This is a genomic window from Rhodanobacter sp. B04 (assembly GCF_002001125.1).
Classification (GTDB): domain Bacteria; phylum Pseudomonadota; class Gammaproteobacteria; order Xanthomonadales; family Rhodanobacteraceae; genus Rhodanobacter.
Genome location: NZ_MUNV01000026.1, coordinates 253,578 through 266,343, shown reverse-complemented (window position 1 = coordinate 266,343; position 12,766 = coordinate 253,578). Strand labels below are relative to the sequence as shown.

13 protein-coding genes are annotated in these 12,766 nt (G+C 64.8%); 4 read left to right on the top strand and 9 right to left on the bottom strand.

Features of this window, described 5'->3' with window-relative positions:
- Position 1 precedes the first annotated feature (1 nt).
- The 3 genes from B0E46_RS15980 to B0E46_RS15970 all read right to left on the bottom strand — a co-directional run bounded on the left by B0E46_RS15980 (position 2) and on the right by B0E46_RS15970 (position 2,578).
- The gene (locus B0E46_RS15980) at positions 2-517 is read right to left on the bottom strand and encodes a carboxypeptidase-like regulatory domain-containing protein (protein ID WP_077556723.1); all 516 of its coding nucleotides are present in this window, start codon (positions 515-517) and stop codon (positions 2-4) included.
- Between the two features lie 112 nt (positions 518-629).
- The gene (sufB, locus tag B0E46_RS15975) at positions 630-2,096 is read right to left on the bottom strand and encodes a Fe-S cluster assembly protein SufB (protein WP_174567092.1); all 1,467 of its coding nucleotides are present in this window, start codon (positions 2,094-2,096) and stop codon (positions 630-632) included.
- 8 nt (positions 2,097-2,104) lie between these two features.
- A complete protein-coding gene (locus tag B0E46_RS15970; RefSeq protein ID WP_077556721.1) occupies positions 2,105-2,578 on the bottom strand; it encodes an SUF system Fe-S cluster assembly regulator in 474 nt (157 codons plus the stop codon).
- A gap of 241 nt (positions 2,579-2,819) precedes the next feature.
- Between B0E46_RS15970 and B0E46_RS15965 the strand changes: the two genes are divergently transcribed.
- The 4 genes from B0E46_RS15965 (at position 2,820) to murU (ending at position 6,264) form a co-directional block, all read left to right on the top strand.
- Positions 2,820-3,158 carry a P-II family nitrogen regulator gene (locus tag B0E46_RS15965; protein ID WP_077556720.1) on the top strand — a complete coding sequence of 113 codons (339 nt, stop codon included), beginning with the start codon at positions 2,820-2,822 and terminating at the stop codon, positions 3,156-3,158.
- Entirely contained in the window at positions 3,148-4,470 is a 1,323-nt protein-coding gene (locus B0E46_RS15960; RefSeq protein ID WP_077556719.1) for an ammonium transporter, read from the top strand. The genes B0E46_RS15965 and B0E46_RS15960 overlap by 11 nt, the downstream gene beginning before the upstream one ends.
- 85 nt (positions 4,471-4,555) lie before the next feature.
- Positions 4,556-5,599 carry a phosphotransferase gene (locus B0E46_RS15955; protein WP_077556933.1) on the top strand — a complete coding sequence of 348 codons (1,044 nt, stop codon included), beginning with the start codon at positions 4,556-4,558 and terminating at the stop codon, positions 5,597-5,599.
- The gene (gene murU / locus B0E46_RS15950; RefSeq protein WP_077556718.1) at positions 5,596-6,264 is read left to right on the top strand and encodes an N-acetylmuramate alpha-1-phosphate uridylyltransferase MurU; all 669 of its coding nucleotides are present in this window, start codon (positions 5,596-5,598) and stop codon (positions 6,262-6,264) included. Before B0E46_RS15955 ends, murU begins: the two co-directional genes overlap by 4 nt.
- Positions 6,265-6,350: 86 nt before the next feature.
- Here murU and secF read toward each other — a convergent pair whose 3' ends face one another.
- The 6 genes from secF to B0E46_RS15920 all read right to left on the bottom strand — a co-directional run bounded on the left by secF (position 6,351) and on the right by B0E46_RS15920 (position 12,751).
- The gene (gene secF, locus B0E46_RS15945) at positions 6,351-7,316 is read right to left on the bottom strand and encodes a protein translocase subunit SecF (protein WP_077556717.1); all 966 of its coding nucleotides are present in this window, start codon (positions 7,314-7,316) and stop codon (positions 6,351-6,353) included.
- A 9-nt stretch (positions 7,317-7,325) separates the two neighbouring features.
- The gene (gene secD / locus B0E46_RS15940; RefSeq protein ID WP_077556716.1) at positions 7,326-9,209 is read right to left on the bottom strand and encodes a protein translocase subunit SecD; all 1,884 of its coding nucleotides are present in this window, start codon (positions 9,207-9,209) and stop codon (positions 7,326-7,328) included.
- 104 nt (positions 9,210-9,313) lie between these two features.
- Entirely contained in the window at positions 9,314-9,649 is a 336-nt protein-coding gene (gene yajC / locus B0E46_RS15935) for a preprotein translocase subunit YajC (RefSeq protein ID WP_077556715.1), read from the bottom strand.
- 229 nt (positions 9,650-9,878) lie between these two features.
- Positions 9,879-11,024 carry a tRNA guanosine(34) transglycosylase Tgt gene (gene tgt / locus B0E46_RS15930; RefSeq protein ID WP_077556714.1) on the bottom strand — a complete coding sequence of 382 codons (1,146 nt, stop codon included), beginning with the start codon at positions 11,022-11,024 and terminating at the stop codon, positions 9,879-9,881.
- Between the two features lie 26 nt (positions 11,025-11,050).
- Positions 11,051-12,115 carry a tRNA preQ1(34) S-adenosylmethionine ribosyltransferase-isomerase QueA gene (gene queA, locus B0E46_RS15925; protein WP_174567091.1) on the bottom strand — a complete coding sequence of 355 codons (1,065 nt, stop codon included), beginning with the start codon at positions 12,113-12,115 and terminating at the stop codon, positions 11,051-11,053.
- A gap of 33 nt (positions 12,116-12,148) precedes the next feature.
- A complete protein-coding gene (locus tag B0E46_RS15920) occupies positions 12,149-12,751 on the bottom strand; it encodes a response regulator transcription factor (protein WP_077556713.1) in 603 nt (200 codons plus the stop codon).
- Positions 12,752-12,766: the final 15 nt, after the last annotated feature.

Here is a 12,766-nt window from a genome sequence, read left to right as displayed (position 1 = left end):
CTCATTTCTTCTTTTTCTCGATCAGTTGCAGGATGCACGGGCCGCTGCCCATGATCGCGATGTCGCCGTCGATCACGCTGGACTTGCTGTCCACCGAGAGATCACACAAGGCGGAAATCGGCGCCTTCGGCACGTCACCGAACATGGTCGGGTCCGAAAGCCACCCGGCGTGCCAAGTCTTGGCGTCGGTGGACAGGCGCAGGCCCCACGGCACCGTGTGCAGATCCACGCTGACCAGCGGAATCGCCGCCGTCTTCTTCGTCACGCGGTAGAGCGGCCCCACGGCGAAATGCCCCTGCTCATCCGTCACCGCCTCGTCCTTGAGCGCGCCGGGCACGGGAACGCCGGCGTCATTGAGCACATCGGCCAGTTGCACGTGGACACCCGGCACCGGAACACCTGCGCGGGTCACGGTGCCGCTGATCTGCGGCGCGGTCAGATCGTTGTGCTTGACCGGGATGCAGCCGGAAAGTGCGGCTGCCGAAGCGATCATCAGCACGCTGGAAAGCAATTTCATGCTGTGGTTCCTTGGATTTCCCGAGACACTGAGGAGTTGAATATCGACAAGTTCATGACAGCGTCCGGGCCAGCAGGTGCCTGCCGCGCCACCGTGGCGCCGTGGACCTTCATCAGCCCACCGCTCCTTCCAACGACACTTCCAGCAGCTTCTTCGCCTCCACCGCGAACTCCATCGGCAGCTCGCGGAACACCTGCTTGCAGAAGCCGTCGACGATCATCGACACGGCGTCTTCCTCGCTGATGCCGCGCGAACGGCAGTAGAACATCTGGTCGTCGGAGATCTTCGAGGTGGTGGCCTCGTGCTCGACGATCGCGCTCGGGTTCTTCACTTCCATGTACGGGAAGGTGTGCGCACCGCACTGCTTGCCGATCAACAGGGAGTCGCACTGGGTGTAGTTGCGCGCGCCCTCGGCGCCCTTCTCCATCTTGACCAGGCCACGGTAGCTGTTGGAGCTGCGGCCGGCGCTGATGCCCTTGGCGACGATCTTCGACTTGGTGTGCTTGCCGAGGTGGATCATCTTGGTGCCGGTATCGGCCTGCTGGCAGTGATGCGTCAGGGCGACCGAATAGAACTCGCCGACCGAACGATCGCCACGCAAGACCACGCTGGGGTATTTCCAGGTGATCGCCGAGCCGGTTTCGACCTGGGTCCAGCTGATCTTCGAATCGTCGCCACGACAGTCGCCGCGCTTGGTGACGAAGTTGTAGATGCCGCCCACGCCGTTTTCGTCGCCGGGATACCAGTTCTGCACGGTGGAGTACTTGATCTGCGCTTTTTCCAGCGCGACCAGCTCGACCACCGCCGCATGCAACTGGTTTTCGTCGCGCTTCGGTGCGGTGCAGCCTTCGAGATAGGAGACGTGCGAGCCTTCCTCGGCCACGATCAGGGTGCGCTCGAACTGGCCGGTGTTCTGCGCGTTGATGCGGAAGTAGGTCGACAGTTCCATCGGGCAGCGCACGCCCTTCGGGATGAACACGAAGCTGCCGTCGGAGAATACCGCCGAATTCAACGCGGCGAAGAAGTTGTCGCCGGTCGGCACCACGCTGCCGAGGTACTTCCGCACCAGCTCGGGGTATTCGCGGATCGCCTCGCTCATCGAGCAGAACAGCACGCCGGCTTCGGCCAGCTGCTTGCGGAAGGTGGTGCCCACCGAAACCGAGTCGAACACCGCATCCACCGCCACGCCGGCCAGCGCCGCGCGCTCATGCAACGGGATGCCCAGCTTCTCGTAGGTTTCCAGCAAGGCCGGATCGACTTCGTCCAGCGATTTCAGGCCGGCCTTGGGTGCGGCGTAGTAGCTGATCGCCTGGTAATCGATCGGATCGATGTCGAGCTTGGCCCAGTCCGGCTTCGGCATGGTCAGCCAGTGCCGATAGGCTTCTAGCCGCCACTCGGTCATCCATTCCGGCTCCTGCTTGATCGCGGAAATCTGACGTACGGTGTCCTCGTCCAGGCCCGGCGGCAGGCCGGTCATCTCGATCTCGGTGACGAAGCCGGCCGCATAGCTGCGCCCGAGCGCCTCGGCCACGTCGGCGTTGTCGCGGAGCGTGGTGCTGGCGCTGTTCTCGTTGATCATGCTGCTGCTCATTCGATGGTGGCCTCGCCGCCTTTCACGGTGACCGCAATCTTCTGGCGCTGATTCAAGGAGGCGGCCGGCAACGGCTTGAGCATCTCGGCCAGGCTGACCCCACGCAAGGTGTGGTCCAGCACGCTGTTGATCCGTTGCCAGCTGCCACGCACGCTGCACTGCGATTCACGATCGCACTGGCCTTCGGCCACGCTGCATTCGGTCATGCCGATCGGGCCTTCCAGCGCCTCGACGATCTCAGCCAGCGAAATCTCGCTGGCTGGCCGCGCCAGCCGGTAACCGCCGTTGACGCCGCGGAACGAGTCGACCAGGGCAGCATGACCGAGCGCCTTCAGCAACTTGCTCACCGTCGGCAGCTCCAGGTGCGTCTCGTCGGCAATCTGCACGGCGCTGAGCACGTCATCCGGGTGCGCGGCGATGCAGGTCATCACCACGGTGGCGTAGTCGGTCAGTCGGCTGACGCGGAGCATGAAGTGCCCAGGCTGGGGATCGCTCGAATCGGGACTAAAATGGTACTGATTCGATACGGCGCGGTCAATCCGCCTGAACGCACCAATGGCGGGAAACAATCTGCGTGGATTGCTCGATTATCGTGCATTCCATGTGGCCATCGTGATGCAAGCCGCTGAAATCATGAGGCGTGCCTGATCCGGGCGCGATGGCACGCATCGTGCTGCATCGCAATAAGACGCCATCACCGGGGAGCACGCCATGAAGTGGATCACGGCCATCATCAAGCCGTTCACGCTGGACGACGTGCGCGAGGCGCTGGCCGAGGCCGGCGTGCAAGGCATGACCGTCACCGAGGTCAAGGGTTTTGGCCGCCAGCACGGCCATACCGAGCTGTACCGCGGCGCCGAATACGTGGTCGATTTCCTGCCCAAGCTGAAGATCGAGGTGGCGGTAGCCGACGATCGCCTCGACCACGCGATCGAGGCGATCAGTGGCGCGGCACGCACCGGCAAGATCGGCGACGGCAAGATTTTCATCGGCGAACTCGACCAGGTGATCCGCATCCGCACGCAGGAGGTCGACGCCGATGCGCTCTAGGTCCTTGCTCGTCGCCGGCGCCGGCCTGGCCGCGCTGCCGCTGTCTGCCGCCGCGCAAACCGCTCCCGCCGCGCTCGACCACGGCGACACCGCCTGGATGATCGTCGCCAGCATGCTGGTCTTGATGATGACGATCCCCGGCGCGGCACTGTTCTACGGCGGCATGGTGCGCGCGAAGAACCTGCTGTCGGTGATGATGCAGTGTTTCGCGATCACCGCCCTGGTCACCGTGCTGTGGATGCTCTACGGCTATTCGCTGGCCTTCAGCACCGAGGGCATGCATGCAGGCGTGACGGACTGGCATTCGGTCGTCGGTGGGCTGGATCGGGCCATGCTCGCCGGGCTGAAGCCCGACACGCTGTACCAGACGGTGCCGGAAAGCGTGTTCGTGATGTTCCAGCTGACCTTCGCGATCATCACTCCGGTGCTGATCATCGGGGCCTATGCCGAGCGCATGAAATTCAGCGCGATGTTGTGGTTCAGCGGACTATGGCTGACCTTCGTCTACCTGCCGGTGGCGCACATGGTGTGGAGCGGCCCTGGCTCGCTGCTCGGCGACCTCGGCGTGCTCGATTTCGCCGGCGGCACCGTGGTGCATATCAATGCCGGCATCGCCGGCCTGGTGGCCTGCCTGGTGATCGGCAAGCGCCGTGGCTGGCCACAGACGCACATGCCGCCGCACAACCTCGGTTACACCGTGATCGGCGCCAGCCTGCTGTGGCTGGGCTGGTTCGGCTTCAACGCCGGCTCGGCGGTCGCGGCGAACGGCAGTGCCGGCATGGCGATGCTGGTGACCCAGATCGCCACCGCAGCCGCTGCGATCGGCTGGACGGCGGTGGAATGGGCCATCCACAAGCGCGCCAGCGTACTTGGCATTGCCTCGGGTGCAGTGGCCGGCCTTGTGGCGATCACTCCTGCGGCAGGAACGGCAGGTCCAGGCGGCGCCCTGCTCATCGGCCTCGTCGCCGGCACCGCGTGCTTCTTCACCGCCACCCGGCTCAAGCACAAGCTCGGCTATGACGACTCGCTGGACGTGTTCGGCGTGCATGCCATCGCCGGCATCATCGGCGCCCTGCTCACCGGTCCGTTCGCGGCGCCGAAGCTGGGCGGCTTCGGCACAGTGACATCGCCATTGCTGCAGCTGTGGATCCAGGCCAAGGGCGTGGGCTTCACCATCGCCTGGAGCGCCGTGCTCAGCTGGGGCATCCTGAAACTGCTCGACCGCACGATCGGGCTGCGCGTCGATGCCGAACAGGAACAGATGGGCCTGGACATCGCCGAGCACGAGGAGCGCGCCTACAACCTGACGTGAGTGCGGGGCGCGCCCCATGTCCGCAGCCGCAGGGCGCTTCCCGGAGCCCTGCTAAGCTGTTCGCGTTTTGCCAGCGAACGATTTCATGGACAGCATTGCCGACCGCGCCGCCGCACGCCTCGCCTGGACCCGCCATGTTCTCGGCGATCCCGCACTGACGCTCGCATCCGCCTCGGCCGATGCCAGTTTCCGCAGTTACTGGCGCACGCAGCACCAGGGGCGCAGCTGGGTGGTGATGGACTCGCCGCCGGCCCAGGAAGATCCGCGGCCGTGGCTGGCGATCGGCGCGCAGCTGTCCGCAGCCGGTCTGCATGTGCCGGCCGTGTATGCCCACGACCTGGAACAGGGTTTCCTGCTGATCGAAGACCTGGGTACGCGGCTTTATCTGCCGGCATTGAACGAAGACAGCGCGGATGCCCTCTACGGCGATGCGATGGAGGCGTTGCTGCGCATGCAGGTCCGCATGGACTGCAGCGACCTGCCGCCGTTCGACCATGACGTACTGGTTCGCGGACTGGAAGTCATGCCGGAATGGTTTCTCGGCCGGCACCTCGGCCACACCCCGGACTGCGGCGAGTGGGACGTGCTGGAGGCAGCCTTCGGCGTGATCGTTCGCAATGCACTGGAGCAGCCGCGCCGCTTCGTGCACCGCGACTTCCATAGCCGGAATCTGCTGATCGTCGACGACACCAGCCCGGGCATCATCGCCCCTGCACTCTTGAGTCCAGGGATTATCGATTTCCAGGGAGCCCTCGCCGGCCCGATCACCTACGACCTGGCCTCGCTGCTGCGCGATGCCTACATCGCCTGGCCGCGCGAACGGGTGGAGACCTGGGTGGAATCCTATCGGCAGCGGCTGATCAGCGCCGGCCTGATCGGCCATGGAGTCGACCGCGAACGCTTCCTGCGCTGGTTCGACCTGACCGGCCTGCAGCGCCACATTCGCGTGCTCGGCCAGTTCTATCGGCTGTGGTACCGCGACGGCAAGCCCGGTTATCTCGCCGACGTGCCGCGCGTCTACCACTACGTGATCTCGGTGGCGCGGAGCTATCCCGAGCTGGCCGAGTTCGCGGCGCTGCTGGAGCGCTACGCGCTGGGCCGCGACCTGACCGATGTGGCAGCCGCATGAGACATGCATTGATCTTCGCCGCCGGCCTGGGCGAGCGCATGCGCCCTCTGACCGACCACACACCCAAGCCGTTGCTGGAAGTCGGCGGCAAACCGCTGATCGTGTGGCATCTCGAAAAGCTCGCCGCGGCTGGTGTGCACTACGTGGTGATCAACACCTCGCATCTGGCCGAGCAGTTTCCCGACACGCTCGGCGATGGCTCGCGCTGGGGCCTGCGCATCCGCTACGCCTACGAAGGCCCGACCCCGCTGGAAACCGGTGGCGGCATGCTGAACGCGCTGCCCATGCTGGGACCGGAACCCTTCATCGGGGTGAGTGCCGATATCTGGAGCGACTACGACTATGCCGCACTGCCTGCCGAGCCGGCGGGCCATGCCCATCTGGTGATGGTGCCCAATCCCGAGTGGCATCAACGCGGCGATTTCGTGCTGCGCCAGGGCAACCTGCACGAGGACGGCGATGGCGAGCGCCTGACCTTCGGCAACATCGGCGTTTACCGTCCCGAGCTGGTCCGTGCCTGCCCGGCGGGCCGCTTCAAGCTGCTGCCGATCTATCAGCAGGCGATGCGCGAGGATCGGCTCCGTGGCGAACGGTACGATGGCGCCTGGTGGAACCTGGGCAATCCTCAGCAGCTTGCCGAGCTGGATGCCCATTTGCGCAGCTGATCCGCTCCGCCGCCGGGCGCATCAATCCACCAGAAGAAAGGCCCGGACAACCGGGCCTTTCCTTGTTACGACCCACTGCGCGGCACTCAGGGACGCCGCGCCAGCTCCGGATTTTCCTTGGTGACCGGCATCAGGTCCTGCTTCGACACACCGAGCCACAACAGGATCGGGCTGGCCACGAAGATCGACGACAGCGTACCGACCACGATGCCGATCAGCATCGTCACCGCGAAACCGTGCACCGCCGGGCCACCGAAGAAATACAGGGCCGCCATGGTGATGCCGGTGAACAGCGAGGTGATGATGGTTCGCGACAGCGTGTTGTTGATCGAGCGGTTGAGGATCTCCTCCGGCTCGGCCTTGCGCGCAAGACGGAACAGTTCGCGGATACGGTCGAACACCACCACCTTGTCGTTGATCGAGTAACCGATCACCGCCAGCACGGAAGCCAGTACGGTCATGTCGAACTCGCGCTGCACCAGCGCCAGGATGCCCAGCGTCACCAGCACGTCGTGGACTTCGGTGGCCACCGCCGCGATCGCGAAGCGGCGTTCGAAACGGATCCACAGGTAGAACATGATGCCGAGGATCACGAACACCGCCGCGACGGTGCCGTCGCTGCGCAGTTCCGCGCCGACTTCCGCGCTGATGAACTCGTGACTCTTCAGCTTCGCGTCCTGGCGCGTGACCTGCAGCATCTTCAGCACGTCGTCCGAAATGCGATCCAGGTTGACCTTGCCGCCGGAGACCTTCTCCGCCGCCACATCGTCCTTCGGCTGCATGCGGATCGACACTTCGCGGGTGCCGCCCAGGCTCTGCACCACGGCATGGTCGAGGCCGCCCTTGGTCAGCGCCGCGCGCACATCGGCAATCTGCACCGGCTGGTCGTAGTCGACCACCAGCGAGACGCCGCCGTTGAAATCCAGGCCGTAGTTGAGGCCCTTGGTGGCAATCAGCACCACCGACGCGATCATCAGGAACAGGGCGATCGCGATGCTGTATTTGCGCATCCCGAGGAACGGGATATTGCTGTCGTGATTGAAGATTTCCATGGTGGTTCCTTAGACCGACAGCGTCTTGAGCTTGCGGTGGCCGTGGATCAGCGCGGTGAACGCGTGGGTCAACGTCACCGAGGTGAACAGCGAGGTCAGGATGCCGATCATCAGCGTCACGCCGAAGCCCTTGATCGCGCCGGTGCCCATGGTGGTCAGCGCCAGCGCGGCGATCAGGTGGGTGACGTTGGCGTCCAGGATGGTCGACCACGCCTTCTCGTAGCCGGCGCGGATCGCCGCGTGCGGCGTGGAGCCGTTGCGCAGTTCCTCACGCACGCGCTCGCAGATCAGCACGTTCGCGTCGATCGCCATGCCCAGCGTCAGCACGATACCGGCGACGCCCGGCATGGTCAGGGTGACGCCGATCAGCGACATCACCGCCAGCAGGATCACCAGGTTGAAGAACAGCGCGATGTCGGCGACCAGGCCGAACAGCTTGTAGTAGATCGCCGCGGCCAGCAGCACCAGGGCCAGGCCGAGCAGCACCGCCTTGAAGCCCTTGTCGATATTGTCCTGGCCGAGGCTGGCGCCGATCACGCGCTCCTCGACGATGTCGACCGGTGCGGCCAGCGCACCGCCCTTCAGCAGCAGGGCCAGATCGGATGCTTCCTTCGGGCTGGCCAGGCCGGTGGTCTGGAACTGCTTGCTGAAAGCACCCTGGATGGTGGCGTCGTTGATCACCGATTCGGTGATCTTCGGCGTGCGCACTTCCTTGCCGTCGACCATCTTGGTCTCGGTGACGCGCTCGACGTACACCACGGCCATCGGCTTGCCGATATTGGCATTGGTGAAGTCGCCCATCTTCTTGGCACCGGCCGCGTTGAGGGTGACATCGACCTTGGGCGTGCCGCTCTGCTGATCGATGCCGGAAGCGGCATCCACCAGCTCGTTGCCGGTCACGATGATGCGCTTGCTCACCAGCACCGGCACCTGGCTGCCACGCATGTAGAACAGGTTGGCGTCCGGCGGGATATTGCCGCTTTGCGCCGCCTGCTGGGCCGCGGTGTCGCCAGGCTGGCCGATGCCGGCACGGTACTGCAGCGTGGCGGTGGCGCCGATCAGCCGCTTGGCCTCGGCCGGGTCCTGCACGCCAGCCAGCTCGACCACGATGCGGCTGTCGCCCTGCTGCTGGATCAACGGCTCGGACACACCCAGTGCATTGATACGGTTGCGCAGCGTGCCCAGGTTCTGGGTGATCGTGTTGCGCGACAGGTCGCGCAGCTTCTCCGGCTTCACCGTGGCATTGAGCACGAAGCGGTCGCCGGTGCTTGGGCCGTTCGCCACCAGCAGGTCGGTGTATTCGTTGGCGATGGCATCGGAAGCCTTGGCACGGTCATCGGCCGAACGCAGGATCACCGCGATACCCTGGCCACGCACGGCATTGCGGGCCACCGATTCGTAACGGATGTTCTTGTCGCGCAACAGGGCGCGGATATCGTCCGCGTAACTGTTTTCCTGCTTGTCGATGACGTCGTTCTCGTCGACCTGCATCAGGAAGTGCACACCGCCCTGCAAGTCGAGGCCCAGCGGCATCGAGCGCGCACCGATCGCGCGCAGCCAGCCCGGCACGGTGGACTGCAGCTTAAACGCCACCGTGTAACCGTCGCCCAGGGCTGCCTTGATCGCATCGGCGCCGCTCTTCTGCACGTCGGTATTGGCGAAGGTCGCCAGCAGGTGGTCGCCCTGCACGCTCACCTCGCCGGCAGCGACATGCTGCGCCGTCAGCGCTGCCGTGACTTTCTGCTGCACGGATTGATCGATCGGCGGAGCATCGCGATTGGCGGTGACCTGCACGGCCGGCAGCGGGATAAATGCATTCGGCAGCGCGTAGATGACGCCGAACAGCATCACCAGTGCGACCAGCGCGTATTTCCAGCGGGGAAAATCACTCATGCCCTGAATCCATCAAAGCCGCGGCAACAGCCCGCGGCGGTAGCAAACAATCGAGGAATAGTCGCGTCACAGGCAGCCGCCACGCGGCGCCTCGAAACCGTCGATCAGACGGACTTCAGCGAGCCCTTGGGCAATACCTGCTGGACCGCGCCCTTCTGCACCTTGACCTTCACGTTGGCGGCGATCTCGACCGTGATGAAGGTTTCGCCCACCTCGTCCACGCGTCCGGCAATGCCACCGTTGGTGACCACTTCGTCGCCCTTGGACAGGCCGGCGACCAGCGCACGATGTTCCTTCTGTCGCTTCATCTGCGGGCGGATCATCATGAAATACATCAGGCCGAACAGCACCACCATCATGAGGATCATCTGCAGGCCGCCGCCCTGGGCGCCGGCAGCCGGTGCCGCCTGGGCGATCACGGGGGAAATCGGAAAACTCATCTGTTTGTCTCGCAAGTTATGGCGCCAGCAGGAATTTCGGCTGAACGCCCGATAAAAGGTCACCGATTATGCCATGCACCCCCGTAGCGTGCACGACAGCTTCCGGCCTACGCGCGGAACTGCGCGGCCAGTTTCCTATTGAGGGCAGCCGGCGTCCGTTGCAAGCCCCGCCCAGTCGATCGAGCCCAGGGCACTATTGCGACCTGTCGCCGCAGCAATCGGCTGGAACCTATGATGCAGCGCCACCAAGTTGCCGCTGCGCGTAGAAGCCGGCGATGAAGGATCCCAATGTGCGGCTGGCAATCGCCTCGCGCAGACCCGCCATCAGGCGCTGGTAGTAACGCAGGTTGTGGATGGTGGCGAGCTGGCTGCCGAGGATCTCGTTGCAGCGGTCGAGATGGCGCAGGTAAGCACGGCTGAAGCCGTTGCTGCAGGCGTAGCAGTCGCAGCCCTCCTCGATCACGCGGGTATCCAGCGCGTACTTCGCATTGCGGATGCGCAGCGTGCCCTCGGCGGTGAACAGGAAGCCGTTGCGCGCGTTGCGGGTGGGCATCACGCAGTCGAACATGTCGATGCCGCGGCGCACGGCCTCGACGATGTCCTCCGGCCGACCTACGCCCATCAGGTAGCGCGGCTTGTCGATCGGCAGCAGTGGCACGGTGAAGTCCAGCGCGTGGTTTCGCTCGGCCTCCGGTTCGCCGACCGCCAGGCCACCGACTGCATAGCCGTCGAAGCCGATCTTCACCAGCCCCGCAGCGGAACGCTGGCGCAGGTTCTCGTACACGCTGCCCTGCACGATGCCGAACAGCGCGTTCGGCGGCCTTGAACCGACACGTTGCAGATCGTCGAATGCCCGGCGTGAACGCTCGGCCCAGCGCAGCGACAACTCCATCGAATCGCTGGCCACCTTCTCGGTCGCCGGGTACGGCGTGCACTCGTCGAAGATCATCGCGATGTCCGAATCCAGCGTCGTCTGGACCTGCATCGACACTTCCGGCGACAGGAACACCTTCGAGCCATCGACCGGCGACGCGAACGTCACGCCCTCCTCGGTGATCTTGCGCTTGTGCGCCAGCGAGAACACCTGGAAACCGCCGGAGTCGGTGAGTATGGGTTTGTCCCAGCCGACGAACTTGTGCAGACCGCCGAACTTCTCGACGATTTCCAGGCCCGGCCGCAGGAACAGATGGAACGTGTTGCCGAGGATGATCTCGGCGCCGATCTCGGTGACGTCGCGCGGCGTCATCGCCTTGACCGAACCATAGGTGCCCACCGGCATGAACGCCGGCGTTTCCACCGTACCGCGGGCAAACGTTAGGCGACCGCGGCGGGCGGCGCCGTCCGTGGCAAAGAGATCGAAATTCATGGCAGTCATCCGCCCAGTTTAACCGCTGCCACCGCTCAGCTGCCCTGCGGCAGGATCAGCATCGCGTCGCCATAGGAGAAAAACCGGTACCCCTGCTCGACCGCATGCCGATACGCGTCGAGCATGAACTCGCGCCCGGCCAGTGCCGACACCAGCATCAGCAAGGTCGACTGCGGCAGATGGAAATTGGTCAGCAGGCCGTCGATGCTGCTGAAGTGATAGCCCGGGAAGATGAAGATCTGCGTCTCGCCGGCGAACGGATGCAGTTCGCCGTCCTTGCTGGCGCTTTCCAGCGCACGCACCACCGTGGTGCCCACGGCGATCACCCGGCCGCCGTTGGCACGCGTGCGCCGGATCTGCCCGATCAGGTGCGCGCCGACATTGAGCCACTCGCGGTGCATGTGGTGATCCTTCAGGTCATCCGCCCGCACCGGCTGGAACGTGCCGGCGCCCACATGCAGCGTGATGTAGCCGAACTCGACGCCACGTCCGCGCAACGTCGCCAGCATCGCTTCATCGAAGTGCAACCCGGCCGTAGGCGCCGCCACGGCGCCAGGCTCGCGCGCGAACACGGTCTGGTAGCGTTCCAGGTCGCTGGCATCGGCATGCCGTTCGATATATGGCGGCAGCGGCATCTCGCCGAGCTTGAGCAGCAACTTCTCCAGCGGCTCCGGCGACTCGAAATGCAGCCGGAAAAAGCCTTCATCGCGACCCAGCACCACGGCATGGCTGCCGTCGGCCAGCTCGATCCTGCCACCCTCCTTCGGCTTCTTGCTGACGCCGAGTTGCACGGTGGCCTCGTGCGCGCCGGTAACACGCTCGATCAGGATTTCCACCGCGCCACCGCTGAGCTTGCGGCCGTACAGGCGCGCCGGCAGCACGCGGGTGTCGTTGAACACCAGCAGGTCGCCCGGCCGCAGGAAGTCAGGCAGCTCGCGGAACATGCGGTCCTGCCGCGACTGCCCCTGCACATCGAGCAGCAGCATCCGGCTGGCCGAACGCTCGGCCAACGGCGCCTGCGCGATCAGCTCGGGGGGCAGCTCAAAATCGAAATCGGACTTCTTCAAGGGGGACTCGGCCGGCACGCGGAAACGGCACATTATCCCGCAGCGCGCCGGACGATGCGCGAAGGACTATAGCCAGCCCTTCTGACGCGCCAGTCGATACGCCTCAATGCGGTTGGCGACACCGAGCTTGCCGATTGCCTCGGAAAGATAATTGCGCACCGTGCCATGCGACAGGTTCAACTGCGTGGCGATGTCGCCGGCCGACTGGCCTTCACCGGCCAAGCGCAGCACCTGGCGCTCGCGATCGTTCAGCGGATCGGCCTCCGACCACGCTTCCAAGGCGAGCTGCGGATCGATTGCACGGCCGCCGCGATGGACGGTGCGCAGTGCCTCGGCAAGATTTTCGGCAGGCGCATCCTTGAGCAGATAACCGGACACGCCGGCATCCAGCGCGCGACGCAGAAAGCCGGGACGCGCGAACGTGGTGACGATGATCACCTTGATCGGCAATTCCTGGCGCTGGATGCGCTGCGCCAGTTCCAGCCCGGTGAGGCCGGGCATCTCGATATCGGTCACCAGCACGTCCGGTTTCAACCGCTGCAGCTCGCGCCAGGCGATCTCACCATCGGCGGCCGAGCCGAGCACCTCGATGTCGGATTCCAGCTTGAGCAGTGCCGACAGGGCACCGCGCACCATCGCCTGATCTTCGGCCAGCAACACACGAATCATGCAATCACCTGTTCA

Bases quoted from the DNA above. Each gene is read 5' to 3' on its own strand.
- sufB (WP_174567092.1), bottom strand. From the start codon at position 2,096: ATGATCAACGAGAACAGCGCCAGCACCACGCTCCGCGACAACGCCGAC.
- B0E46_RS15955 (WP_077556933.1), top strand. From the start codon at position 4,556: ATGGACAGCATTGCCGACCGCGCCGCCGCACGCCTCGCCTGGACCCGC.
- B0E46_RS15920 (WP_077556713.1), bottom strand. From the start codon at position 12,751: ATGATTCGTGTGTTGCTGGCCGAAGATCAGGCGATGGTGCGCGGTGCC.
- B0E46_RS15965 (WP_077556720.1), top strand. From the start codon at position 2,820: ATGAAGTGGATCACGGCCATCATCAAGCCGTTCACGCTGGACGACGTG.
- murU (WP_077556718.1), top strand. From the start codon at position 5,596: ATGAGACATGCATTGATCTTCGCCGCCGGCCTGGGCGAGCGCATGCGC.
- B0E46_RS15970 (WP_077556721.1), bottom strand. From the start codon at position 2,578: ATGCTCCGCGTCAGCCGACTGACCGACTACGCCACCGTGGTGATGACC.
- secF (WP_077556717.1), bottom strand. From the start codon at position 7,316: ATGGAAATCTTCAATCACGACAGCAATATCCCGTTCCTCGGGATGCGC.
- B0E46_RS15960 (WP_077556719.1), top strand. From the start codon at position 3,148: ATGCGCTCTAGGTCCTTGCTCGTCGCCGGCGCCGGCCTGGCCGCGCTG.
- B0E46_RS15980 (WP_077556723.1), bottom strand. From the start codon at position 517: ATGAAATTGCTTTCCAGCGTGCTGATGATCGCTTCGGCAGCCGCACTT.
- tgt (WP_077556714.1), bottom strand. From the start codon at position 11,024: ATGACTGCCATGAATTTCGATCTCTTTGCCACGGACGGCGCCGCCCGC.
- queA (WP_174567091.1), bottom strand. From the start codon at position 12,115: ATGTGCCGTTTCCGCGTGCCGGCCGAGTCCCCCTTGAAGAAGTCCGAT.
- secD (WP_077556716.1), bottom strand. From the start codon at position 9,209: ATGAGTGATTTTCCCCGCTGGAAATACGCGCTGGTCGCACTGGTGATG.
- yajC (WP_077556715.1), bottom strand. From the start codon at position 9,649: ATGAGTTTTCCGATTTCCCCCGTGATCGCCCAGGCGGCACCGGCTGCC.